This window comes from Duganella sp. BJB476 (assembly GCF_003416895.1).
In the GTDB taxonomy this organism is placed as follows: domain Bacteria; phylum Pseudomonadota; class Gammaproteobacteria; order Burkholderiales; family Burkholderiaceae_D; genus Rugamonas.
Map to the genome: position 1 here is coordinate 40,955 of NZ_QVIO01000004.1, position 22,532 is coordinate 63,486.

Annotated in this window: 22 protein-coding genes; 17 read left to right on the forward strand and 5 right to left on the reverse strand. The window is 63.7% G+C overall.

Features of this window, described 5'->3' with window-relative positions; all coding sequences use genetic code 11:
- Nucleotides 1-4 precede the first annotated feature (4 nt).
- Nucleotides 5-1,027, forward strand: coding sequence for a protein translocase subunit SecF (gene secF, locus D0T21_RS16705; protein ID WP_116991918.1), 1,023 nt, complete (start codon nucleotides 5-7; stop codon nucleotides 1,025-1,027).
- Between the two features lie 62 nt (nucleotides 1,028-1,089).
- Nucleotides 1,090-3,165, forward strand: a complete 2,076-nt coding sequence (locus D0T21_RS16710; protein ID WP_116991919.1) for a tetratricopeptide repeat protein — start codon at nucleotides 1,090-1,092, stop codon at nucleotides 3,163-3,165.
- Here D0T21_RS16710 and D0T21_RS16715 read toward each other — a convergent pair.
- The gene (locus tag D0T21_RS16715) at nucleotides 3,149-4,039 is read right to left on the reverse strand and encodes a LysR family transcriptional regulator (protein ID WP_116991920.1); all 891 of its coding nucleotides are present in this window, start codon (nucleotides 4,037-4,039) and stop codon (nucleotides 3,149-3,151) included. The two genes, D0T21_RS16710 and D0T21_RS16715, sit on opposite strands and share 17 nt — an antisense overlap.
- 92 nt (nucleotides 4,040-4,131) lie before the next feature.
- Between D0T21_RS16715 and D0T21_RS16720 the strand changes: the two genes are divergently transcribed.
- Together D0T21_RS16720 and D0T21_RS16725 are read left to right on the forward strand one after the other, a co-directional pair.
- Nucleotides 4,132-4,686: a chromate transporter gene (locus tag D0T21_RS16720; RefSeq protein WP_116992198.1), complete on the forward strand. Its 555-nt coding sequence runs from the start codon at nucleotides 4,132-4,134 to the stop codon at nucleotides 4,684-4,686.
- A complete protein-coding gene (locus D0T21_RS16725; RefSeq protein ID WP_116991921.1) occupies nucleotides 4,683-5,216 on the forward strand; it encodes a chromate transporter in 534 nt (177 codons plus the stop codon). Before D0T21_RS16720 ends, D0T21_RS16725 begins: the two co-directional genes overlap by 4 nt.
- Here D0T21_RS16725 and D0T21_RS16730 read toward each other — a convergent pair.
- Nucleotides 5,209-6,126 carry a helix-turn-helix domain-containing protein gene (locus D0T21_RS16730; RefSeq protein ID WP_229211524.1) on the reverse strand — a complete coding sequence of 306 codons (918 nt, stop codon included), beginning with the start codon at nucleotides 6,124-6,126 and terminating at the stop codon, nucleotides 5,209-5,211. The two genes, D0T21_RS16725 and D0T21_RS16730, sit on opposite strands and share 8 nt — an antisense overlap.
- Nucleotides 6,127-6,332: 206 nt before the next feature.
- Here D0T21_RS16730 and eat point away from each other — a divergent pair, with 206 nt between their 5' ends.
- From eat to D0T21_RS16760, 6 genes are all read left to right on the forward strand, one after another.
- Entirely contained in the window at nucleotides 6,333-7,712 is a 1,380-nt protein-coding gene (eat, locus tag D0T21_RS16735; protein WP_116991923.1) for an ethanolamine permease, read from the forward strand.
- Nucleotides 7,713-7,735: 23 nt separating this feature from the next.
- On the forward strand, nucleotides 7,736-8,557 hold the full coding sequence (locus tag D0T21_RS16740; RefSeq protein WP_116991924.1) for a TorF family putative porin: 822 nt from the start codon (nucleotides 7,736-7,738) through the stop codon (nucleotides 8,555-8,557).
- 26 nt (nucleotides 8,558-8,583) lie between these two features.
- On the forward strand, nucleotides 8,584-9,975 hold the full coding sequence (locus D0T21_RS16745) for an ethanolamine ammonia-lyase subunit EutB (RefSeq protein WP_116991925.1): 1,392 nt from the start codon (nucleotides 8,584-8,586) through the stop codon (nucleotides 9,973-9,975).
- Nucleotides 9,976-9,986: 11 nt separating this feature from the next.
- Nucleotides 9,987-10,832 carry an ethanolamine ammonia-lyase subunit EutC gene (eutC, locus tag D0T21_RS16750; protein ID WP_116991926.1) on the forward strand — a complete coding sequence of 282 codons (846 nt, stop codon included), beginning with the start codon at nucleotides 9,987-9,989 and terminating at the stop codon, nucleotides 10,830-10,832.
- 45 nt (nucleotides 10,833-10,877) lie between these two features.
- Nucleotides 10,878-11,573: a YafY family protein gene (locus tag D0T21_RS16755; RefSeq protein ID WP_199538543.1), complete on the forward strand. Its 696-nt coding sequence runs from the start codon at nucleotides 10,878-10,880 to the stop codon at nucleotides 11,571-11,573.
- Nucleotides 11,574-11,634: 61 nt separating this feature from the next.
- On the forward strand, nucleotides 11,635-12,252 hold the full coding sequence (locus tag D0T21_RS16760) for a glutathione S-transferase family protein (protein WP_116991928.1): 618 nt from the start codon (nucleotides 11,635-11,637) through the stop codon (nucleotides 12,250-12,252).
- A 130-nt stretch (nucleotides 12,253-12,382) separates the two neighbouring features.
- Here D0T21_RS16760 and D0T21_RS16765 read toward each other — a convergent pair whose 3' ends face one another.
- From D0T21_RS16765 to D0T21_RS16775, 3 genes are all read right to left on the reverse strand, one after another.
- Nucleotides 12,383-13,219 carry an HDOD domain-containing protein gene (locus D0T21_RS16765; protein WP_116991929.1) on the reverse strand — a complete coding sequence of 279 codons (837 nt, stop codon included), beginning with the start codon at nucleotides 13,217-13,219 and terminating at the stop codon, nucleotides 12,383-12,385.
- A gap of 86 nt (nucleotides 13,220-13,305) precedes the next feature.
- Complete coding sequence (locus D0T21_RS16770) at nucleotides 13,306-13,587, reverse strand: hypothetical protein (RefSeq protein WP_020700711.1); 282 nt, start codon at nucleotides 13,585-13,587, stop codon at nucleotides 13,306-13,308.
- Nucleotides 13,584-14,057: a MarR family winged helix-turn-helix transcriptional regulator gene (locus tag D0T21_RS16775; RefSeq protein ID WP_116991930.1), complete on the reverse strand. Its 474-nt coding sequence runs from the start codon at nucleotides 14,055-14,057 to the stop codon at nucleotides 13,584-13,586. Before D0T21_RS16775 ends, D0T21_RS16770 begins: the two co-directional genes overlap by 4 nt.
- A gap of 80 nt (nucleotides 14,058-14,137) precedes the next feature.
- On the opposite strand from D0T21_RS16775, the gene D0T21_RS16780 reads away from it, so the two are divergent.
- From D0T21_RS16780 to astB, 7 genes are all read left to right on the forward strand, one after another.
- Nucleotides 14,138-15,052, forward strand: a complete 915-nt coding sequence (locus tag D0T21_RS16780; protein ID WP_116991931.1) for a DMT family transporter — start codon at nucleotides 14,138-14,140, stop codon at nucleotides 15,050-15,052.
- Between the two features lie 7 nt (nucleotides 15,053-15,059).
- The gene (locus D0T21_RS16785; protein ID WP_116991932.1) at nucleotides 15,060-16,004 is read left to right on the forward strand and encodes a GlxA family transcriptional regulator; all 945 of its coding nucleotides are present in this window, start codon (nucleotides 15,060-15,062) and stop codon (nucleotides 16,002-16,004) included.
- Between the two features lie 141 nt (nucleotides 16,005-16,145).
- Nucleotides 16,146-17,390 (forward strand): acetylornithine/succinylornithine family transaminase, encoded by a 1,245-nt coding sequence (astC, locus tag D0T21_RS16790; protein WP_116991933.1) that lies wholly within the window; start codon nucleotides 16,146-16,148, stop codon nucleotides 17,388-17,390.
- A 93-nt stretch (nucleotides 17,391-17,483) separates the two neighbouring features.
- The gene (locus D0T21_RS16795; protein ID WP_116991934.1) at nucleotides 17,484-18,521 is read left to right on the forward strand and encodes an arginine N-succinyltransferase; all 1,038 of its coding nucleotides are present in this window, start codon (nucleotides 17,484-17,486) and stop codon (nucleotides 18,519-18,521) included.
- Between the two features lie 13 nt (nucleotides 18,522-18,534).
- On the forward strand, nucleotides 18,535-19,593 hold the full coding sequence (astA, locus tag D0T21_RS16800; protein WP_116991935.1) for an arginine N-succinyltransferase: 1,059 nt from the start codon (nucleotides 18,535-18,537) through the stop codon (nucleotides 19,591-19,593).
- Entirely contained in the window at nucleotides 19,586-21,070 is a 1,485-nt protein-coding gene (astD, locus tag D0T21_RS16805; protein WP_116991936.1) for a succinylglutamate-semialdehyde dehydrogenase, read from the forward strand. The genes astA and astD overlap by 8 nt, the downstream gene beginning before the upstream one ends.
- Before the next feature lie 9 nt (nucleotides 21,071-21,079).
- Nucleotides 21,080-22,417, forward strand: coding sequence for an N-succinylarginine dihydrolase (gene astB, locus D0T21_RS16810; RefSeq protein ID WP_116991937.1), 1,338 nt, complete (start codon nucleotides 21,080-21,082; stop codon nucleotides 22,415-22,417).
- The last annotated feature ends 115 nt before the right edge of the window (nucleotides 22,418-22,532 follow it).

Sequence of the window (22,532 nt, forward strand, 5' to 3'; positions counted from 1 at the left end):
TCACATGGAATTTTTCCGCATCAAAAAAGACATACCGTTCATGCGCCACGCGCTGGTGTTCAACGCCATTTCGGCGTTGACCTTCGTCGCGGCCGTGTTCTTCCTGATCACCCGTCCGCTGAACTTCTCGGTGGAGTTCACCGGCGGCACCGTGATGGAACTGAAATACCAGCAGCCTGCAAAGCTGGAGCAGATCCGTCATTCGCTGGAGAAGATCGGCTACGAGCAGCCGGAAGTGACCGGCTTCGGCACCGCGCATGACGTCATGCTGCGCCTGCCGGTGGTGAAGAACGTCACCTCCAAGGATGCGTCGCAGCTGGTGTTCAACACGCTGTGCGCGGCCGAGCAGGGCGCCACCAAGCAGATCGACACCGTGACCGCCAAGGGCGAGCACGTGGTCAAATCCGCTTGCACCGATGCTGCCGGCGCCGAAACGGTGTCGCTGCAAAAAGTCGAATTCGTCGGCCCGCAGGTCGGCGACGAGCTGGCGCAGAACGGCTTGAACGCACTGGTGATGGTGATCATCGGCGTGATGATCTACCTGGCCGTGCGCTTCGAATGGAAATTCGCGGTGGCGGCGATCATCGCCAACCTGCACGACGTGGTCATCATTCTCGGTTTCTTCGCCTTCTTCCACTGGGAGTTCTCGCTGACGGTACTGGCGGCGGTGCTGGCGGTGCTGGGTTACTCGGTCAACGAGTCGGTGGTTATCTTCGACCGTATCCGCGAAAACTTCCGCAAGCAGCGCAAGTCGTCGGTGCACGAAGTGATCGACAACGCGATCACCTCGACCATCTCGCGTACCATCATCACCCACGGCTGCACGCAGATGATGGTGCTGTCGATGCTGTTCCTGGGCGGTCCTACGCTGCACTACTTCGCCATCGCGCTGACCATCGGTATCTGCTTCGGTATTTACTCGTCGGTGTTCGTGGCTGCCGCAGTGGCCATGTGGCTGGGCGTGAAGCGTGAAGATCTGATCAAGCCGATCAAGGAAAAAGACGAAACTGATGGCGCTGTAGTGTAAAACAACGTTATCGTTTTGATAGTAGAATCCCCCAGCGCTTTTAGCCTTGGGGGATTTTTTTTATGTCGTACAGATTTTTAGCCAGCTTACTGGTCTGCTGCGCCGCGCATGGCGCCGAACTGCCGTGGGACCTGAGCTACACGTCCGCGCTGCGCGACCATCCGATCGCGGACAATGAGTTCATGCGCATCTGGCCGCAGCAGCATCCGCAACGGCCCATCCATCAAAAGCTGGCGGAATACGCGGGCGAGCCGATCGAAGCGTCGATGCTGATCGAGCAGCCCGACGGCCACGCCGGCGACTCCATCGCCCAGTGGTTCATCAAGACGCGCAATACCGCGCAGCTATGCAGCTTCCATCCCAAGCGCTTGAACGATCCCTGCAAGAAGCTCGATCCCGTGCGCGTGCAGGCGGCGATCCGCGACGTGCTGCATATGTCCGACCCGTGGCCGCCGAAGGGCGAAGGACTGGTGGCAGAGAAGGATTACTTCGGCCCCGGCAAGCCGCTGCTGCTCAATTACTTCGGCTACGTCAGCGTGTACGTGGACGGCGTATCCTTGCAGCGTCCTATCGGCGGCGACGAGTGGAAGGAGCGACTCGACAAGTCGCGTCCTGCGGCGCCGGAAGCGGGGCGCTTGCAGCAGGCTTTGGCGCTTGCCTTGGAGGGCGCGGTGGAGCCTGCGCCGGTCGCCGCGGCCAAGCCGGCCAGCGCTGTCCAGGAGAGCGCCGAACTGGTTGCCCGCAACGCGCTGATCGCCGAAGTGCAGGGTTATCTCAGCAAGGGCGACTACAAGAGCCTGGAAGCATTGCGCAAGCGCTTGCTGGATCCGATGCAGCGCACCGGCAGCGGCGTCTGGAAGCTGGCGATTTTCTACAACCAGCTGCGCTGGCGTCCGCACGGCACACGCGATCTGGCCTACTGGACGCGCATGGAGAATGAAGCGAAGGCGTGGGAAAAGCAGTTCCCCAAATCGAACGCGGCTCGTATCTATCACGTCTACGTGCTGCTCGGGCGCGGCACCACCTTCCGTGGCACGGCGAGCTACAAGGACGTTCCAAAGGAAGATATCGAACGCATGCTGGCCTCCACGCGCGAAGCGATGAGTATCATCAACACGCTTGAAAAGCCGATGCTGAAGGAGCGCGATCCGGAGTTCTACAAGGCCCTGCTGCAAGTGCTGCCGTACACCGACCATTACAGCTTCCTCGGCGTGATGAACACCGTGGCCGACGCACGTAAGGAGTTCCCGAACTATCACGAGACCTATTTCACCGCCGCCTTCTTCTCGACCGAGATGTGGGCCAGCGCGCCGGACGCGGTCGACGAAATCGCCCGCAGCGCCAAGGCTGTGCGAACCGCCGATTCCGATGCGATGTACGCCCGCGTCTACTGGTACATGAGTCAGATGTCCTATGACGACAAGCTGTTCGACAACAGCCTCGCCGACTGGAGCGAAATGAAGACCAGCTTCGATGCGCTGGTGGACCGCTACCCCGATCCGTGGAACCTGAACGCCTACGCCTACTTCGCCTGCCAGGCCGGCGACTACGCGACCATGGCCGGCCTGTTGAACCGCATCGGCGAACGGCGCGTGTACACCAGTTGGGGCAAGCGCGGCGCGGACGCCTACGAGGACTGCGCCGGTCATGCCGGCGACGATACCAGCCGCTATCTGTCCGACCTGCGCGAGGTGGTCAAGAAACGCCAGCTACGCACCTTCTACCGCTACATCAACTACGCCGCGCAGACGCGCAAGGACGGCAAGTACGGCGAGAGCCTGCGCATCGTGCGCAAGGCCGAGGAGTTGAACCGCGTATTGTTCAACAAGCCATCGATGATGGTGCAGTACCACCTTGGCCTGACGCTGCATGCCCTGAAGCGCTACGACGAAGCGTTGCAGGCGCTGTCGCTGGGATTGCAGTCGCAGCCCAACTACGCGCCGGCCTACTTCCAGCGCGGGCTGGCCTACGAAGCGCTGGGCCGCCGCGAGGAAGCGCGCGGCCAGTTCGAAACCGCCGCCGGCCGCATGCCGGCCGAGATCAGTAGCACCGAACCGGCGCAGCGCGCGGCGGAGGAGCAGGAGCGCCGCACGATGTCGGCCAAGTTCCGAGAATACGGAATCAGCGCCCCGTTTTAATCATGTCGTACAGCGCTTGCGCGGCCGGCGACAGATGGCCGGCCTTGCGGGTGATGAGCACCAGCTGGCGCGAGATGGTCGGCTCCTTCAGTTTGATGGCGCGCAGGCGCGGATAGCTGCCCTTGATGATCGCCAGGTTGGGCACGATGGCGGCGGCAATGCCCGAGGCCACCAGGCCCACCGCCGTCGCGCTGCGCTGCACGTCGTACTGGAAGTGCAGGTTCAGCTCCGCGCTCTTGCTGCCCAAATAGCTGTCCAGCAGCGCACGGTTGCCGTTGACGTCACCCGAGAAGATCAGCGGGTATGGCTGGATCTGCGTCCACGTCAGCGAGCGCCGCTTGGCCAGCGGATGATCGTCGCGGCACACCAGCACGAAGTGATCCTCCATCAGCGGTACCGACACCAGGTCGGGATGCATGCCGCCCCCCAGTCCGATGCCGAACTCCGCTTCCCTGCGCTGCACCGCCTCCGCCACGCGCGAGGAGGCGTGGTCGAGAATCTTGATGCGGTTGTCGGGGAAGCGCGCTGAGTACTCCTGGATGATCTGTGGCAGATACTGTATGCCCACCGTCGGCACGCAGGCGATCGCTACGTCGCCGCGCTGCGCCTTGCCGGTCTCGCGGATCTCGTTCAGCGTGGACGACAGCTCTAGCAGCAGGCGCCGTGCCTGCGGCAGGAAGTCCTTGCCAATGCTGGTCAGCGCGATCGAGCGCGTGGTGCGTTCGACCAGCATCACACCCAGGAAGTCCTCCAGGTTGCGCAGCCGTTGCGTGACGGCGGTCTGCGTGACGTGCAGCGTCTCCGCCGCTTTTTGAAATCCGCCAAAGTCCGCAATCGCGACAAAAGCCTGCACGCCGAGTATGTCTATTTTCATCAGAAAAATGAATGAATGGTCTAAATAAATTCATTGTACTTATATTTGATGAAGGCGGAAAATTCGCTCCATTGAAACCGAAGGAGAAGATCATGCCGCTATCAACAATTTTCCTGGTGTTCTCCAAGCTGGCGTTGATGGGCTTTGGCGGCGTGATGCCGTTCGCCTACCGCGCCCTGGTGGAGCAACACAAGTGGCTCACGGCCGAGGAGTTCGCGCAGTATCTCGCCACCAGCCAGATGCTGCCCGGCCCGACGATCTGCAACGTCGCGTTGAGGGTCGGCAACCGCTACGCCGGCACCGGCGGCGCGCTGACGGCACTGGCCGGCATGGTTGTCGGTCCGTTCCTGGTGGTCATCGCATTGGGTGTGGTGTACCAGCGCTACGGCGAGATCGAGGTGTTCCGCCACGCGATACGCGGCATGGCGGCGGTGGCGGCGGGGCTGATCCTGGCCACCGCTGTGAAGATGGCGAAGGCCATGTTCGCCAAGGCCGACTGGCGCGAGCGCCGCACGCATTTGCAGGTGGCCTTGCTGGCGCTGGCCTTCATTGGACTGGGTCTGCTGCAATGGCAGCTGGCGCTGGTGTTCTGCGTACTGGCGCCATTGGGCACCGGCGCGACTTATCTGGTGGGAGAGAAAAAATGAACGAGCAATCTCCGGTAGTTGAACTATCGCTGCACATAGCGATGATGTCGTTGATGGCGGTCGGTGGCGGCGTGGTGCTGCTAGGGCCGCAGGTCGGGCACTACGTCGTCGAGGGCAAGCAGTGGCTGAACAACGAACAGTTTTCGGCCGCGTATGCGATAGCGCAGGCGGCGCCCGGTCCCAACCTGTTGTTCGTCTCGCTGGTGGGCTGGTTGATCGCCGGCTGGGCGGGCGCCATCTTCACCACGCTGGCGGTGCTGGGCCCCTCGACGCTGCTGACACTGGCCGCGATCCGCTTGCAGGCACGTCACGCAGGCGGGAGGTTGACGCAAGCGCTGGGAGATGCCTTCGCGCCGATATCGATAGGCTTCCTGGCCGCCACGGCCTGGCTGTTCACCCGCATCTCCAACGTCAGCTGGCATGCCGATGTGCTGACGGTGTTGGCGGCGTTGATACTGCTGCGGACCAAAATCAATCCGGTGATGCTGATCGCGGCCGGCGCGCTGGCCGGCACTCTGGGCCTTATCTGAGCGAGTGCGGTGTTGACCGCGACCGCAGCGACGCCGACGGGCAGTGGCCGAACAGCTTGCGGTAGTCGCTGGAAAACTGGCTGAAGTTACTCAGCCCCCAGGAGCCGGCCACGTCGCCGATGGCGCCGCCGTCCTGCAGCTGCCGACGCACGCCATTCAGACGCACCATGCGCAGGTACAGCATGGGGCTCATGCCCAGCACATCCTCGAAGCAGTATTGCAACGTGCGGCGGCTCACATGCACCCGTTCGCACAGCTCCGGCACGGTAATCGATTCGCTGCGGTGCGCCATGATGTACTCGCGCGCCAGCGAGACCACGTGGCGGCGCCGTTGCAGGCTGGCCGCCAGCGCCGGCTCCACGCAGCTGTGGTCCAGCATGTCGAGCAGGGTGGACAGCACCAGTTCCTGCCACTGCGCCGCGCCTTCCGCCGCACTCTCTCCCTCGGCCGGCAGCAGCTGCGACAGGATGCGCAGGCATTTGGCCTGGGCTTGCGCGTCCACTTGCAACAACTCGGCCGACTGCACCCGCTGCCAGTCGATCTGGCAACCATAGCGCCGCGCCGTCTCGACCAGCAGCTCGCGGCTAGCGACGATGCCGAAGATGCTGTAGGCGCTCGGCGTTACCAATTCGAATTCAACGTTGCCTGGCTGCACCATGATCCAGTCGGCTGCCGTCTGGCGGCCGTTGATGCGGGTGCTGGCGCCGTGGTCGGGCAGGCCGAACCAGATGGCGTCCGGCCACACGCGGCAGGATTGGCGTACCGACTGGCTCAGGCTTTCCCGGAATACTTGCAGCTGCGGCAGGCGCAGCTCAGTCAGCGCGCCGTGGAACAGGCCGGCGCTGATCTGGTCGTAGCTTTGTTGCCAGTTGGTGAGCTTGCTGGCCAATTCGTCGGCGTCGTGCGCCATCACAGTGCGCAAATCTGGCGCACTGTGTAACAACTCTGTCGCAGTCTGGTGCATATTATTTTTCTCCGGCTGTTGTTATTTCTTCCCGTGGAGGCTAGCCCTTCGCAAGTTTGCCGATTTTCGATAACGCTGGCATTTGGCTGGCTCCTATACTCGATTCTGCTGCAACTTCCATACCAGACGCGCTTTACCTTAGGGAGAATCACATGAATGCAAAACAGGCGGCCGGGCAACCGGCGCTGCAACAGTCGCTAGGCACCTTCCAGTTGTGGGGCATCGCGGTAGGCCTGGTGATCTCGGGCGAGTACTTCGGCTGGAGCTACGGCTGGGCCTCGGCGGGGACGCTGGGCTTTACCATCACGGCGCTGTTCATCGCGGCGATGTACACCACGTTTATCTTCAGCTTTACCGAGCTGACCACCTCGATCCCGCATGCGGGCGGCCCGTTCGCCTACAGCAAGCGCGCCTTCGGCCCGACCGGCGGCTACCTGGCCGGCGCGGCCACCCTGATCGAGTTCGTGTTCGCCCCGCCGGCGATTGCGCTGGCGATCGGCGCGTATCTGAATGTGCAGTTTCCCACCGTCGATCCGAAGACGGCGGCGGTCGGCGCCTACGTCGTGTTCATGACCTTGAACATCGTCGGCGTGCAGGTGGCGGCGACCTTCGAGTTGCTGATGACGCTGCTGGCCATCTTTGAATTGCTGGTGTTTATGGGCGTGGTGTCGCCGGGCTTCTCGGTGGCGAACTTCGTCAAGGGCGGCTGGTCGGGCCAGGACAGCTTCAGCATCGCGTCGATCCCCGGCATGTTCGCGGCGATTCCGTTTGCGATCTGGTTCTTCCTGGCGATTGAGGGCGTGGCCATGGCGGCCGAGGAAGCCAAGGACCCGAAACGTTCGATCCCCATCGCCTACATCGCCGGCATCATTACGCTGGTGCTGCTGGCGATCGGCGTGATGGTGTTCGCCGGCGGCGCTGGCGACTGGACCAAGCTGGCCAACATCAACGATCCGCTGCCGCAGGCAATGAAGATCATCGTTGGCGAGCACAGCAACTGGCTGCACATGCTGGTGTGGCTGGGCTTGTTCGGATTGATCGCTTCCTTCCACGGCATCATCCTCGGTTATTCGCGCCAGATCTTTGCCTTGGCCCGCGAGGCTTACTTGCCGCATTACTTCGCCAAGATCCACCCACGCTTCAAGACGCCGCACCGCGCCATCCTTGCGGGCGGCGTGATCGGCATCGCTGCCATCTATAGCGACGAGCTGATCAAGATCGGCGGCCAGACCCTGACCGCCAACATCGTCACCATGTCGGTCTTCGGCGCCATCACCATGTACATCCTCAGCATGCTCAGCCTGTTCAAGCTGCGCCGCACGGAGCCGCACATGGCGCGTCCTTTCCGCGCACCGTTCTATCCGCTGTTCCCGGCGATTGCGCTGGCTGGCGCGCTGGTCTGCCTGGTGACGATGATCTATTACAACCTGCTGATCTTTGGCGTGTTCGTCGGCTTCATGGCCGCCGGCTATGGCTTCTTCCTGGCCACCAAGGGCAATCGTCAGCAGCACGCGGCGTTCGACGCTGTCTAACCCACAACAACGGAGCACTATCCATGTCCAAATACCTCCTCTCCCTGCTGGCCACGGCCGGATGCCTGGCTTGCGCGGCAGGCAGCGCACTGGCTGCCGATGCCGCACCGGCTGCGCCTGCGCCCGACTGGACCAACACCGGCAACGTGACGCTGGTGTCCGACTATATTTTCCGCGGCATCTCGCAGACGCAGGCCAAGCCGACAGCGCAAGCCACGCTGGATTTCACCCATGTCAGCGGCTTCTATCTCGGCCTGTTCGGTTCGGGTGTTTCGCACGCGGCCTATAACAACGGCAGCGGTTCGGAGATCGACGTCTACGGCGGCTATCGCTATCCGCTGAGCGAGGGTAATAATATCGACGCCGGCCTGGTCACCTACTGGTATCCCGGCGCGCACTATGCGGCGGGCGGCAAGGACATCAAGTACCATACGCAGGAGGCCAAGCTGGGCGTGAATATCGGCGCCTTCAACGCCTACGCCTGGGTGGCGCTGAGCGAGTACTGGTTCGGCTTCGCGGTGCAGCCGGACAGCGGCAAGCTAGCCAATACGCGCGGCACCGCCTACGCCGAAGTGAACTGGAATCCCGAACTGATGCCGGGCCTGGTGCTGAACCTGCATGCGGGCCGCCAGCAAGTGCGCAACATGAGCGATTTTAATTTCTTCGACATCAAGGCGGGCGTGACCAAGACGATCGACGTTTGGGCGTTCACGGCGGCGGGGACCTACAACAGCGGCGACGCCAGCAAGAACGGCACGCCCTTGTGGACCTTCTTCAACGCCGACGGCAGCGGCAAGAACGTGGCACAGAAGCGCCTGGTCGTAACCGCCTCGCGCAACTTCTAGACCACCTGTAGCATCGGGAGACGGCAATGAGCAGCTTTGCACATACGGTAGGCAGCAGGACATATCAGTTCCGCGACCTGAAGGACTTGATGGCGAAGGCGACGCCGGCGCGTTCCGGCGACTACCTGGCGGGGCTGGCGGCGGCCAGCGCCGAGGAACGGGTGGCGGCGCAGATGGCGCTGGCCGAGCTGCCGCTGTCGCTGTTCCTGAACCAGATGGTGGTGCCGTATGAACAGGACGAGGTGACGCGGCTGATCATCGACGATCACGACCGCATCGCTTTCGCCCGCATCGCCCACCTGACCGTGGGCGACTTCCGCAACTGGCTGCTGGGCGACGCCGCCGATGAAGCCGTGCTGGCCACCGTCGCACCCGGCATCACGCCGGAGATGGCGGCGGCCGTTTCCAAGATCATGCGCATCCAGGACCTGATCCTGGTGGCGAAGAAATGCCGCGTCGTCACCCGTTTCCGCAACACCATCGGGCTGGCGGGATGCATGTCGACGCGTTTGCAACCCAACCATCCGACCGACGACGCCACCGGCATCGCCGCCAGCGTGCTGGACGGCCTGCTGTACGGCAGTGGCGATGCGGTGATCGGCATCAACCCCGCCACCGACAACGTGCCGCAGGTGATCAAGATCGTCACCATGCTCGACGAGATCATCGACCGCTACGGCATCCCCACGCAATCGTGCGTGCTGACCCACGTGACCAATACCATCGCCGCCATCGAACGCGGCGCGCCGATCGACCTGGTGTTCCAGTCGATCGCCGGCACCGAGGCGGCCAACGCCAGCTTCGGCATCAACCTGGCCTTGCTGGCGGAGGCGCAGCAGGCGGCGCTGTCGCTGCAACGAGGCACTGTGGGCAACAACGTCATGTACTTCGAGACCGGGCAGGGCAGCGCGCTGTCGGCCAATGCCCATCACGGCGTCGACCAGCAGACTTGCGAAACGCGCGCTTACGCGGTGGCGCGCAAGTTCCAGCCGCTGCTGGTCAATTCGGTGGTCGGCTTCATCGGCCCCGAGTACCTGTACGACGGCAAGCAGATCGTGCGCGCTGGATTGGAGGATCACTTCTGCGCCAAGCTGCTGGGCCTGCCGATGGGCTGCGACGTCTGCTACACCAACCACGCCGAGGCCGACCAGAACGACATGGACATCCTGCTGACCTTGCTGGGCACGGCCGGCTGCACCTTCGTCATGGGCATTCCCGGCTCGGACGACATCATGCTCAACTACCAGACCACGTCCTTCCACGATGCGCTGTACGCGCGCCGCGTGCTGGGCCTGAAGCCGGCGCCGGAATTCGAAGCCTGGCTGAAGGAGATGGAAATCTTCACCCGCGACGATTACGTTACACTGGGCAAAGCGCTGCCGGCTTCCTTCCAGCGCGCGCTGGCTAGCTTGAAATAATGGGAACCCGTATGAACGACGACGAGCACCTGCTTCCAGCCAGCCCCGCTGGTGACGATGGCGTGGTGACGAGCAATCCGTGGCAGTCGCTGCGGCGCTTCACGGCGGCCCGCATCGCGCTGGGGCGCAGCGGCGTCAGCCAGCCGACTGCGCCGCAACTGGAATTTCAGCTCGCGCATGCACGCGCGCGCGACGCCGTGCACCTGGCACTGGACCACGCCGCGCTGGGCGATGCCTTGCAGGCCTCCAGCGGCTTGCCCTGCCTGCCGCTGCACAGCGCCGCCGCCAGTCGCGACATTTACCTGCAACGTCCCGACCTGGGCCGGCGGCTGGATGACGATTCGCGCCAGGCGCTGCTGGCGCGCCCGCGTGACGCGGCCGGCTACGACCTGGCCTTCGTCATCGCCGACGGCCTGTCGGCGCTGGCCATCGAGCAGAACGCCTTGCCCTTCCTGAAAGTGCTGATGGCGCGGCTGGCCGCAGAATCCTGGTCGCTGGCGCCGCTGTCCATTGTGCGCCAGGGCCGGGTGGCGGTGGGCGACGAGGTGGGCGAGTTGCTGGGCGCGCGCGCGGTGGTGGTGCTGGTCGGCGAACGCCCCGGCCTCAGCTCGCCGGACAGCATGGGCCTGTACCTGACCTGGGCGCCGAAGACCGGCCTGACCGACGCCGCCCGCAATTGCATCTCGAATGTGCGTCCGGCGGGTTTGACCTACAATGATGCAGCCTTCAAGCTTCATTACCTGCTATCCGAATCGCGCCAGCGGCAGCTGTCCGGTGTCGCGCTGAAGGATGAAACAGCCACCGACAACACCACGCTGGACGCGCCGCAGCGCAACTTCCTGCTCGACCTCGATTAGTCGGGCAGGCGGACGTCCCGCCGACCGACTAGCGAGAGAGCGACAATGAGCCGTACCGGCCGACTTTTCCTGTTGATGGATGCGATGCGCGGCTACCGCCGTCCCGTCACCGCCGCCCGTTTGGCCGAGCAGCTGGGCGTATCCGAACGCACCATCTACCGCGACATCCAGACGTTGTCCGGCCTGGGCGCGCCGCTGGAGGGCGAGGCCGGGGTCGGGTACATGCTCAAGGCCGGTTTCTTCCTGCCGCCGCTGATGTTCGGCGCCGACGAGCTGGAGGCGCTGGTGCTGGGCGCGCGCTGGGTGCGAAGACAGGGCGACGAGGCGCTGGCGGCCGCCGCCAACAATGCGCTGGCAAAAATCGCCGCCGCTTCGCCCAAAGACCTGCGCGATGACATGGCCGAGACCAGCCTGTGGGTGCCGCTGGGCCAGGACCAGGACAGCGCCAGCGACGTCCACGTGCGCCCGGTGCGCGAGGCGATCCGCTACCAGCACCGCCTGCGCATGGCCTACCAGGACGAACACGGCAAGCCGTCGGAGCGGGTGGTGTGGCCGTTCGCGCTGGCCTTCATGGAGGGTAAGCGCTTGCTGGCCGCGTGGTGCGAGCTGCGCATGGCCTTTCGCCATTTCCGCATCGACCGCATCGCGGAGGTGGAGTCGCTGGGCGTGCGCTATCCGGCCCGCCGCAGCGACTTGCTGAAGACCTGGCGCCAGCAACATAACCTGCGCGAAGACTCCTGACAAAAACTGTCGCGGGCCGGTCGTACGATGAAGTCCTCAACCCACCCAACGGAGACTTCACATGCGCTTATACCACCACCCCGCTTCTTCCAACTCGCGCCGCGTCATGCTGGCCGCCCTGCACATGGGTACGCCGTTGGAAGTGACCGAAGTAAACCTGATGAGCCAGGAGGACCGCCGCCGGCTGGAAGTACTCAATCCCAACAGCAAGGTGCCGGTGCTGCAGGATAGCGACTTCATCCTGTGGGAGTCCTGCGCCATCATGCAATACCTGGCCGACCGCACCCATGGCCAGACGCTGTACCCGGACAACATCGTCGTGCGGGCCGACATCAACCGCTGGATGCTGTGGGCCTGCCAGCATTTTTCGCCGGCGCTGGGCATCATCGTCTGGGAAAACATCTGGAAGGGCATTACCGGCGGCGGCGGTCCCGACCAGGCAGAGCTGGACAAGGGCGCGCGGCAGGTGGCGCAATTCGCCGCGGTGCTGGAGCAGCATCTGGCGGGGCGCGAATGGGTGGTCGGCGATAAGCTGAGCCTGGCAGATTTCGCGCTGGCCGCGCCGCTGATGTACACCGAGCAAGCTAAGTTGCCGGTCACTCAATATCCGAAGATGATGGCGTGGTTCGGCCGCATTCAGCAGCTGGACGCGTGGAAACAATCGGAACCGGTGTGGTGATGGAAACTTGTGCCCATATGTGAACTGGCGCACAGAGCAGACGGGGCGGGGAGCGTATTCTGAACTTGTCTCCTCTGGAGGAGATCCCTAGTTTTGGACTTTGCCCGCTCCCCAGCGGGCTTTTTTTTGTTCAGAGCATCAGCACCGCGTACAGCGACTGCACTTCCAGCGCCGATTCGCTCATGATGGCGTGCAGCGTGCCTTCGCCGACCACGAAGTCGATGGTGCGCGCGCCTTGCAGCGTGGTCGCGCCCGGGCGCTGGTAGAGCGGCGAGTGCACCGGCGACAAATCATTGGCCAGCAGCAGCGTATCGCCCAGGGTTTCCGGCGGCAACGCGCGCAAACCCACCCACATCGATTCGATCGCTTTGTAGACGCCTTCCGGTACGCCCAGCTTGGTCAGCACGCCGCGGCCGATTTCCACCTCGCCGTGCTCGACCCAATCTTCCGGTTCGCCGTCCATCACTTCCGGGAAGTCGCCGGCGCAGGACAGCATGTAGAAGCCCGCCACCTCGTGCATGATGCCGGCAAACAGCGCCGTATCCGGATCGACGTGCGTGACCCGGCGCGCGATCACCTGCGACAGGGCCGCGACGTGCGCCGTGTGTTCCCACAGTTGATTGATTTTGGCTTGCAGGCCGGGATCGGTGACCTGGCTGCCGATCTGGCGCACGATCAGCGCCGCCACCAGCGATTGCAGGGTGCGTACGCCGAGCCGCTGCACGGCCGCGCGCACGCTGGAGATTTCAGTACCGGATCGGTTGTAGGCCACTGAGTTGGCGATGGCGACGCTGCGCGCCGCCAGCAACGGGTCTGCCTGTATGAGTTTTGCCGCCGCCTCGGTATGGCAATCGGGATCGCTCAGCGCCTGCTGCAAGCGCAGCGAGGCGTTGACGTTGGCCGGGAACGAGAGCTCCCCCCGGCTCGCCTGAGCAGCAATAGTCTTGAAGGCGTCGAGTCTGTCCATTGCAAAAAATTATACTCGGAATATTGCCGTGTGGCACTTCTTCTGAAAATACTTTTCCGCGGCACAACAGACCGCCTTCAGCGGGATTATTGCTCGCTGAAGATGGCGTCGCAGCCGTCCTGGGTGGCGTCGGTGTCTTGCAGTTCGTCGGTCAGGCCCAGGTCGAACAGCTCTTCGATGGCGTTCATGAAGCTGTTGTGCTTGGTCGCGCCGATCAGGCGGTAGATCTCGCCGTCTTCGTTGCGCACGCCGATGATCAGCTTTTCCTGGCGGACTTCGTCAGGGGTGGACTGGTTCAGCAGCAGGTTGCCGATGATGTGTTTGTCGAATTTGGCAGGCTTTTTGCCTTCGAGCAGAGTCGTTTTCAAATGATTTCCTTGGTTGAGTCGCAGGTGGACGGGCATTCGGTATGGCCGGCCATGATTACAGTTTTAAGATCGCTCAGGGTTTTTTCAAGGGCGGCGAAATCGTCTTCGCTGTAGTGCGCGAACACTTTCCCGCTTTCCTTGACGACCGCGGGGAAGACCGTGCAGAACACCTGCTCGCCCTCCGCCGTCAGCCGGACAAAGAAGGAACGTTTGTCGCAGTCGTTGCGCTGACGCTCCACCAACCCTTTTTGTTCCAATCGCTCGATCACGCCGGTCAGCGTCCCCTTGGTGATCAGCGTCTTGTCGCCCAATTCTTTATAGGACATGCCGGGCGTATTGCCCAGCGTGGCGATGATATCGAACTGGGCGTGCGTCAAGCCGCTCTGGCGCACGTACTGGCCAGAGAGCCGTTCGTAGCTCTGTAAGCAATCGGCCAGCAGCCGGATGCTTTTCAAAAATCGTTCACCCATAGACCGTGATTATAGCCGGTTCGCACCGGCAATCTTGCCCGGGACTATAATGGAGGACGCACATTCATAATAAAAAAACCATGCCTCAACACTTGCGCGGCATTGCCGCTTTGCTGATCGTGACCCTGGTATGGGGCACGACTTTCCCCGCGATGAAGGACATGACCGGCTACCTGTCGGCCAGCTGGATCGTGCTGTGCCGCTTCGCGCTGGCCGGCCTGCTGTTGCTGCCATTTATGTGGCGCGCCAAGTGGAACGATATCCGCTGGGGCATCATCGCCGGCGGCGTGTTGTTCCTGTGCTATGTATTCCAGATCGAGGGGCTGGCGCTGACCAGCTCCAACCGCAACGCCTTCGTCACCGGCCTGAACGTGCTGGTGCCGCCGCTGCTGGGCGTGCTGATGGGCGCGCGCCTGGAGCGCCGCATCGTCGTCGCGCTGGTGCTGGCGCTGGCCGGCCTGTTCGCGCTGTGCTGGGAGGGTAGCTTCACCTGGGGCCGCGGCGATACGCTGGCGCTGCTGTGCGCGCTGTTTTTCGGCATCTACGTCAAGTTGATGGAAACCACCACCCGCAAGGTCGAGAAGCTGATGGTGTTGACCGCCTCGCAAATCCTGACGGTGGCTGTATGCGCCGCTGTGTGGCTGCTGATCCGCGAAGTGCCGCTGGGCTTTGCCGAGCGCAGCCAGGACTTGCCGGACTACGTGAGCTACATCTGGAAGGGCTTGCAGATGTACGGCCTGAACCTGGTCTACCTGGGCGTGGTCGCCACGGCGGCGATTATTTCGCTGCAAACATGGGGCCAGAGCCATAGCAGCGCCAACGAGGCGGCCGTGATCTACGCCTTCGAGCCGGGCTGCGCGGCGATCTTCGCGTATTTCTGGCTGGGCGAGACGCTGGCCTGGAACGGCTTGCTGGGCGCGGCGTTGCTGATCTCCGGCATGATCGTCAGCCAGTGGAGCACCGAGCGGCCTGCCGCCGTGCTGGCTCCGGAGTAGGTGTCCCATGTCTTTCGATAATTTATCCCGCGTCACGCAAGAGCGGCCGTTGCGCATGCTGCTGGTGAACGCGGGCGAGGCCGACGCGATCACCTGGGCCGGCCTGGTGCAGCCGCTGCGCCTGGCCGCCGCCGCGCTGGGCCGCGACGTGCTGCATCTGGAAACCATGACCCCGGCGCAAGTGGTGCTGGCGCAGCCGGGCTGGCACATCGCCTTGTTGGTGGCCGACGAGGGGCAGTCGCCGCTGGCGCCGGAGTTGAGCCGCGCCGTCATCGAGCGCTGCCGCTCGGCCGAATACTGGGGCGGCGTCGGCGCGGGCGTGCTGTGGCTGGCCGCCGCCGGCCTGATGGCGGGCGTGCGCATCGCGCTGCCGTGGGCGCTGTACGCCGACACCGAGGGCATTTCCGAACGCGCCATCCTGACGCCCCATCTGTTCGAGCTGGACGGCCGCCACCTGAGCTGCTGCGGCGGCGCCGCCAGCATCGACTTCTCGCTGACCTTGATTGAGCACTTGTTCGGCGCCACCGTGCAGGCCGGCATCAAGGAAAGCCTGTGCATCGAGCGCGTGCGCAGCCACGAGGAGCGCCAGCGGGTCGCCCTGCAGGCGCGCTTCGGCGCCTTGCAGCCGCGCCTGTCGGAAGCGGTGACGCTGATGGAAACCAATATCGAGGAACCGCTGTCCACCGACGACATCGCCAACCTGGTCGGCCTGTCGCGCCGCCAGCTGGAGCGGCTGTTCAAGCAATACCTGGGCAGCCTGCCATCGCGCTACTACCTGGAGTTGCGTCTGCAACGCGCCCGACAGTTGCTGTTGGAAACCAATCATTCCATCGTGCAGGTGGGGCTGATGTGCGGATTCTCGTCCGGCTCGCACTTCTCGACCGCCTTCGGCGCGCTATTCGGCAATACCCCTCGGGAAGAGCGCCAGCGCAAGCTCATGCCACCTGTATAGGCTAGTCGTTCTGACAAGCTTACTTTGCGGCCAAAAGTGAAAATCCTTGTCGCCATTTGAAAAGAGTTTTAGCATGCCGCTTTTTATAATGGGTCCACGCGGTGCTGTGCCGCGCCTTACCCAACATTAATAGGGAATGCCATGAACGCCAAGCTCGATACGACCGTCACCACCCGTCCTGTAACTCGTCAGACCTTTGATGAAGTTCTGGTGCCAACCTATGCACCAGCAGCGATGGTACCGGTCCGAGGCGCTGGTCTGGACCTGTGGGACCAGAATGGCAAGCACTATCTGGACTTCACCTCCGGCATCGCCGTCGCTTCGCTGGGCCATTGCAACCCGATCCTGGTCGAGGCGCTGACCCGCCAGGCCAACACCCTGTGGCACCTGGGCAATGGCTACACCAACGAGCCGGTGCTGCGCCTGGCCACCGCGCTGACCGAAGCGACCTTCGCCGACCGCGCCTTCTTCTGCAACTCCGGCGCCGAAGCCAACGAAGCCGCGCTGAAGCTGGCCCGCAAGTACGCCCACACCAAGTTCGGCGCGCACAAGTCGCGCATCGTGTCGTGCTACCAGTCGTTCCACGGCCGCACGCTGTTCACCGTGTCCGTCGGCGGCCAGTCCAAGTACACCGAAGGCTTCGAGCCGCTGCCGCCAGCGATCGACCACGTGACCTATAACGACATCGAATCCGCACGCGCCGCCATCGGCGACGACGTTTGCGCAGTGATCGTCGAGCCGCTGCAAGGCGAAGGCGGCGTGGTCCCAGGCGACCAGGCCTTCCTGCAAGAGCTGCGCGACCTGTGCACCAAGACCGGCGCCCTGCTGATCTTCGACGAAGTGCAGTGCGGCATGGGCCGTACCGGCGAGCTGTTCCACTACATGAGCTACGGCATCACCCCGGACATCCTGACCTCGGCCAAGGCGCTGGGCAACGGCTATCCGATCGGCGCCATGCTGACCACCGACGAACTGGCCAAGACGCTGGGCGTGGGCACCCACGGCACCACGTACGGCGGCAATCCGCTGGCCGCGACCGTGGCGCTGACCGTGCTGGACACGATCAACCAGCCGGCCTTCCTGGCCCGCGTCAAGGAAGCCAGCGCCAAGCTGCGCGTGACGATGGAGAAGCTGGTGGCCGATTACTCGCAGGTGTTCACGCTGGTGCGTGGCGCCGGCCTGCTGCAAGGCCTGGTCGTGACCGATGCCTGGAAAGGTCGCTCGAAGGACATCCAGCGCGCCGCTGAAGCGAACGGCCTGATGGTGCTGATCGCCGGCATGGACGTGCTGCGTCTGGCCCCAGCGCTGATCGTCACCGACGCGCAGATCGCCGAAGCCGACCGCATCCTGCGCCTGTCGCTGGACGGCATGATCAAGGCTGCTTAAATAGCACCTACGGCGGCGGACCTGGTTCCGCCGTCTTTCATTTCAGCCCGGTGCTTTGTGCTCCGGGCTTGTGCGTTAATCTGAGGAGTTCCCATGTATGTAGTCCGTCCGGTAGAACTTGCGGATATTGCTGCCCTCGAAGCGCTGGCCGCAGTGACCATGCCGGGTGTGCACACCTTGCCGAAAACGCGCGAGAAGATCGCCGACATGATCGAGCGTTCGATCGCCTCGTTTGCCGCGCACGTCGACATCCCCAGCGAAGAATCCTACCTGCTGGTGCTGGAATCTCCGGCCGATAAAACCATCGTCGGCACCGCCGCGATCTTCGCCGCCGCCGGCTCCAACGGCACCTATTTCTCCTTCCGTAACGACGTGATCCAGCAGGTCTCGCGCGACCTGAACATCAGCCACAGCGTGCACGCGCTGACGCTGTGCTCCGAGCTGACCGGCTATTCGCAGCTGTCGAGCTTTTACGTCGGTGAACGCGAACACGGCACGCCGGAAGCGGCCCTGCTGTCGCGCGCGCGCCTGATGTTCGCCGTGCTGGCGCCGCACCGCTTCGCCGAGCGCTTCTTCGTGCCGCTGGCCGGCGTGACCGATGCCGATGGCGGTTCGCCGTTCTGGGATGCGCTGGGCCGCAAATTCTTCAAGATGGACTTCCTCGACGCCGAACGCGTCATCGGCGGCGCGCGTAACCGCACGCTGATCGTCGAACTGATGCCGCACTATCCGGTCTATGTGCCGCTGCTGCCGGGCGACGCGCAGGCGGCCATGGGCCAGATCCATCCGTCGGGCGAGTTGGCGTTCAACCTGCTGACGGCCGAAGGCTTCGAGGCCGACGACTACATCGACATCTTCGACGGCGGCCCGATCCTGCAGGCGCACAAGAATTCGCTGCGCACCTTCAACGGCGCGTTGCAACGCCGCGTGACCACCGCCGCCGAATCGCCGGACCGTGGCCGCGAACCGCAGCTGCGCTACGCCGTATCTTCCGGCTCCGAACACAACTTCCGCGCCGTGATCACGCATTGCGCGGCGCTGGAATCGCAAGTCAATGTGGCGCTGACGGCCGACGTGCTGGAAGCGCTCCAGATCGCCGAAGGCGATACCGTCATCTGCGTCAGAATCTAAGAGTGGACCAATTATGCTAGTAGTACGCGCAATCACAGCCAACGACCTCGACGCCCTGTACGTGATGGCCACGCAGGTCGGCAGCGGCATGACCACCCTCAAGCCGGACATGAAGATGATGGGCGACCGCCTGGCGATCGCCGTCGCCTCGTTCGCCGAAACCATCCCGCCCGAAAAGCGCGACTACATGTTCGTCATGGAGGACACCGACAACGGCCGTATCGCCGGCGTGTGCGCGATCAAGGGCGCGGTCGGCCTGACGGAGCCGTTCTACAACTACCGCATCGGCACGCTGGTGCACTCCAGCCGCGAGCTGGATGTGTTCACCCGCATGGACACGCTGTACCTGTCGAACGACCTGACCGGCAGCACCGAACTGTGCTCGCTGTTCCTGGCGCCGGACTACCGCACCGGTAACAACGGCAAGCTGCTGTCGAAGAGCCGTTTCCTGTTCATCGCTCAGTTCCCCCACCTGTTCACCGAAAAGCTGATCGCCGAGATGCGCGGCTACCAGGAGGAGAGTGGCCGTTCGCCGTTCTACGAAGGCCTGGGCCGCCACTTCTTCAAGATGGACTTCGACCACGTCGACGACCTGACCGCCGTCGGCAAGAAGTCCTTCATCGCCGAACTGATGCCGCGCCAGCCGCTGTACGTGGCCTACCTGCCGGAAGACGCGCAGGAAGTGATCGGCAAGGTCCACATGTCGACCGCGCCGGCGCGCCGCCTGCTGGAGCAGGAAGGCCTGTACTTCGAAGGCTATGTCGACATCTTCGACGCCGGCCCGGTACTCCAGGCACGCGTGTCGGAACTGCGCGCCATGCGCGAAAGCACGCTGGCCGAAATCGGCCTGACGACGGACTGGGATTCGGCCTGCGCGCCGGAGTCCGCAGCCGCCGAACCGATGCTGGTGTCGAACACCACGCTCAAGGATTTCCGCATGATCCTGTCGCAATCGGTGCCGGTCAACGGCGCCATCGCGCTGCCGGAAGCCGAACAACAACTCCTGCACTGCCATACCGGCGACACGGTGCGCACGCTGACCCTTAATTTGAGGAAGAACCCACATGTCTAACGCTTTGAATAAAGTATTGAGTAACTTCATCAACGGCGAGTGGCTCGCCGGCAGCGGCGCCGAACTGGTGACGATCGATCCATCGAACGGCAAGCAGACCTGGGCCAGCAACGAATCGACCGCGCAGGACGTGGGCCACGCCGCCGCCGCCGCGCGCGACGCGTTCGAAGCCTGGGCCTTGACGCCGCTGGCCGAACGCATCGCCGTCTGTACCCGTTTCCGCGATCTGCTGAAACAGGACGCGGAAGAGCTGGCGCTGCTGATCGCCGAGGAAGTGGGCAAGCCGATGTGGGAAGCCCGCACCGAAGTGACCACCATGGCCAACAAGATCGACATCTCGGTGCAGGCCTACGGCGCGCGCACCGGCGAAATCCAGAACAAGGTCGCCGACGGCGAGGCCGTGCTGCGCCATCGTCCGCACGGCGTGTTCGGCGTGTTCGGTCCTTACAACTTCCCGGGCCATCTGCCGAACGGCCATATCGTGCCGGCGCTGATCGCCGGTAACACCGTTGTCTTCAAGCCTAGCGAATACGCGCCGCGTACCGCCGTCAAGACCGTGCAGCTGTGGGAAAAGGCCGGCGTACCAAAGGGCGTCATCAACCTGGTCAACGGCGGCCGCGATGCGGGCGTCGCGCTGGGCCAGAACGCGCTGCTGGACGGCGTGCTGTTCACCGGCAGCTGCCAGACCGGCACCGCGCTGCACAAGCAGTTCGGCGGCCAGCCGGGCAAGATGCTGGCGCTGGAAATGGGCGGTAACAATCCGCTGGTGGTGTGGGACGTCAAGGATATCGACGCCGCCGTGTTCATGGCGATTTCGTCAGCCTTCATCTCGGCCGGCCAGCGCTGCACCTGCGCGCGCCGCCTGATCGTCAAGCAGGGCGCCGAGGGCGACGCGATCATCGCGCGCCTGGTCGACGTGGCCAGCCGCCTGACCATCGGCGCCTCCGCCGCGGAACCCGCGCCGTTCATGGGCCCTGTTGTTTCGGTGGCCATCGCCAAGCGCCTGGTGCAGGCGCAGGCCGACATGGTTGCCAAGGGCGGCAAGAGCCTGCTGACGATGCGCCAACTGGTCGACAACACCGGCTTCGTCAGCGCCGGCATCGTCGATGTCACCGACGCCAAAGGCATCCCGGACGAAGAGTGGTTCGGCCCTCTGCTGCAGGTGATCCGCGTGGCGGACTTCGACAGCGCGATCAAAGCCGCCAACGCCACCGAATTTGGTCTGGCATCGGCGCTGATCTCGAACGACGAAAACCTGTGGAAGATCTTCCAGGTGCGCGCACGCGCCGGCATCGTCAACTGGAACCGTCCGACCACCGGCGCCGCCAGCAGCGCGCCGTTCGGTGGCGTGGGCAAATCGGGCAACCATCGTCCGAGCGCCTACTACGCGGCCGATTACTGCGCCTATCCGGTCGCTTCGATCGAAAACAATGTACTTGAAATGCCTGCGAAACTGTCGCCGGGCATGCACTTCTAAGGAACTGAAATGCGCGCACGCGAATTCAACTTCGACGGCCTGGTAGGCCCATCGCACAACTACGCAGGTCTGTCGTTCGGCAATGTGGCCTCGTTCAGCAACGTCAAGAGCGCTTCGAATCCGAAGTTGGCGGCGCTGCAAGGCCTGGCCAAGATGCGCGCGCTGGCCGCGCGCGGTTTCGGCCAGGCGCTGCTGCCGCCGCAGGACCGTCCGAATTTCCGCCTGCTGCGCAGCATCGGTTTCACCGGCAGCGATGCCGAAGTGCTGGCCAAGGCCGCCAAGGAGTCGCCGGTGATCCTGGCGTGCGCCTACTCGGCTTCGCCGATGTGGACCGCCAACGCGGCCACGGTCAGCCCGTCGGCCGACAGCGCCGACGGCCGCACGCATTTCACCGCCGCCAACCTGAATAACAAGCTGCACCGCGCCTTCGAGCACATGCAGTCGGCGCGCTCGCTGCGCGCCATCTTCAAGGATGAGAAGCACTTCGCCGTGCATGACGCGCTGCCAGGCACGCCGGCATTCGGCGACGAAGGCGCGGCCAATCACACGCGTTTGTGCAAGGACCACGGCAGCGCCGCCGTCGAGATGTTCGTCTACGGCCGCACCGAGTTCGACGCCTCGGCCACCGCACCGAAAAAATACCCGGCCCGCCAGACGCTGGAAGCATCGCAAGCGGTAGCCCGTCTGCACGGACTGTCGGCCGAGCGCACCGTCTACATCCAGCAGAATCCGGACGTGATCGACCAGGGCGTGTTCCACAACGACGTGATCGCGGTCGGCAACGGCAATGTGCTGTTCTACCACGAGCAGGCGTTTGCCGACGAAGCGGGCGCGCTGGAACAGCTGCGCCGCGCGATGGGCGGCGTGGGCGCGGAACTGAACGCGATCCGCGTCGATACCGCCAAGGTGTCGGTGGCCGACGCGGTGCACAGCTATCTGTTCAACAGCCAGCTGCTGAGCAAGGACAACGGCAAGATGGCGCTGGTGATTCCGCAGGAGTGCGAGGAAAACGCCGCCGTGGCGGCCTACCTGCAAGGCCTGGTCGCCAGCGGCAACGCGGTCGACGAACTGATTCACTTCGACCTGCGCCAATCGATGCGCAATGGCGGCGGTCCTGCATGCCTGCGCCTGCGCGTGGCGCTGACCGATGCCGAAGCGGCTGCGATGCATCAAGGCGTGGTGATGACCGAGGCGCTGTACCACACGCTGGTGGCGTGGGTGGAGAAGCACTACCGCGACCGGCTGGAACCGTCCGACCTGGCCGATCCGGCGCTGGCGATCGAAGTGCACGCCGCGCTGGAAGACTTGAGCCGGATTCTGGGCTTGCCCGGACTGTATGATTTGTAAAACACCATCTCGCCCCCATATGGGGATTTGGTGTCTAATAGCGCTCAACCACTGCCGCGCAGCCACAAGCCGGCGCGGCGCCTGCAACATAAAATACACATAACGTATTGGAGAA

Excerpts from the sequence above, each read along its gene's own strand:
- D0T21_RS16725 (WP_116991921.1), top strand. The coding sequence starts at position 4,683 with ATGAACGAGCAATCTCCGGTAGTTGAACTATCGCTGCACATAGCGATG.
- D0T21_RS16780 (WP_116991931.1), top strand. The coding sequence starts at position 14,138 with ATGCCTCAACACTTGCGCGGCATTGCCGCTTTGCTGATCGTGACCCTG.
- D0T21_RS16785 (WP_116991932.1), top strand. The coding sequence starts at position 15,060 with ATGTCTTTCGATAATTTATCCCGCGTCACGCAAGAGCGGCCGTTGCGC.
- astB (WP_116991937.1), top strand. The coding sequence starts at position 21,080 with ATGCGCGCACGCGAATTCAACTTCGACGGCCTGGTAGGCCCATCGCAC.
- D0T21_RS16760 (WP_116991928.1), top strand. The coding sequence starts at position 11,635 with ATGCGCTTATACCACCACCCCGCTTCTTCCAACTCGCGCCGCGTCATG.
- D0T21_RS16730 (WP_229211524.1), bottom strand. The coding sequence starts at position 6,126 with ATGGCGCACGACGCCGACGAATTGGCCAGCAAGCTCACCAACTGGCAA.
- eat (WP_116991923.1), top strand. The coding sequence starts at position 6,333 with ATGAATGCAAAACAGGCGGCCGGGCAACCGGCGCTGCAACAGTCGCTA.
- D0T21_RS16765 (WP_116991929.1), bottom strand. The coding sequence starts at position 13,219 with ATGGACAGACTCGACGCCTTCAAGACTATTGCTGCTCAGGCGAGCCGG.
- D0T21_RS16740 (WP_116991924.1), top strand. The coding sequence starts at position 7,736 with ATGTCCAAATACCTCCTCTCCCTGCTGGCCACGGCCGGATGCCTGGCT.
- D0T21_RS16720 (WP_116992198.1), top strand. The coding sequence starts at position 4,132 with ATGCCGCTATCAACAATTTTCCTGGTGTTCTCCAAGCTGGCGTTGATG.
- secF (WP_116991918.1), top strand. The coding sequence starts at position 5 with ATGGAATTTTTCCGCATCAAAAAAGACATACCGTTCATGCGCCACGCG.
- D0T21_RS16745 (WP_116991925.1), top strand. The coding sequence starts at position 8,584 with ATGAGCAGCTTTGCACATACGGTAGGCAGCAGGACATATCAGTTCCGC.
- eutC (WP_116991926.1), top strand. The coding sequence starts at position 9,987 with ATGAACGACGACGAGCACCTGCTTCCAGCCAGCCCCGCTGGTGACGAT.
- D0T21_RS16710 (WP_116991919.1), top strand. The coding sequence starts at position 1,090 with ATGTCGTACAGATTTTTAGCCAGCTTACTGGTCTGCTGCGCCGCGCAT.
- astA (WP_116991935.1), top strand. The coding sequence starts at position 18,535 with ATGCTAGTAGTACGCGCAATCACAGCCAACGACCTCGACGCCCTGTAC.
- astC (WP_116991933.1), top strand. The coding sequence starts at position 16,146 with ATGAACGCCAAGCTCGATACGACCGTCACCACCCGTCCTGTAACTCGT.
- D0T21_RS16755 (WP_199538543.1), top strand. The coding sequence starts at position 10,878 with ATGAGCCGTACCGGCCGACTTTTCCTGTTGATGGATGCGATGCGCGGC.
- D0T21_RS16775 (WP_116991930.1), bottom strand. The coding sequence starts at position 14,057 with ATGGGTGAACGATTTTTGAAAAGCATCCGGCTGCTGGCCGATTGCTTA.
- astD (WP_116991936.1), top strand. The coding sequence starts at position 19,586 with ATGTCTAACGCTTTGAATAAAGTATTGAGTAACTTCATCAACGGCGAG.
- D0T21_RS16715 (WP_116991920.1), bottom strand. The coding sequence starts at position 4,039 with ATGAAAATAGACATACTCGGCGTGCAGGCTTTTGTCGCGATTGCGGAC.
- D0T21_RS16795 (WP_116991934.1), top strand. The coding sequence starts at position 17,484 with ATGTATGTAGTCCGTCCGGTAGAACTTGCGGATATTGCTGCCCTCGAA.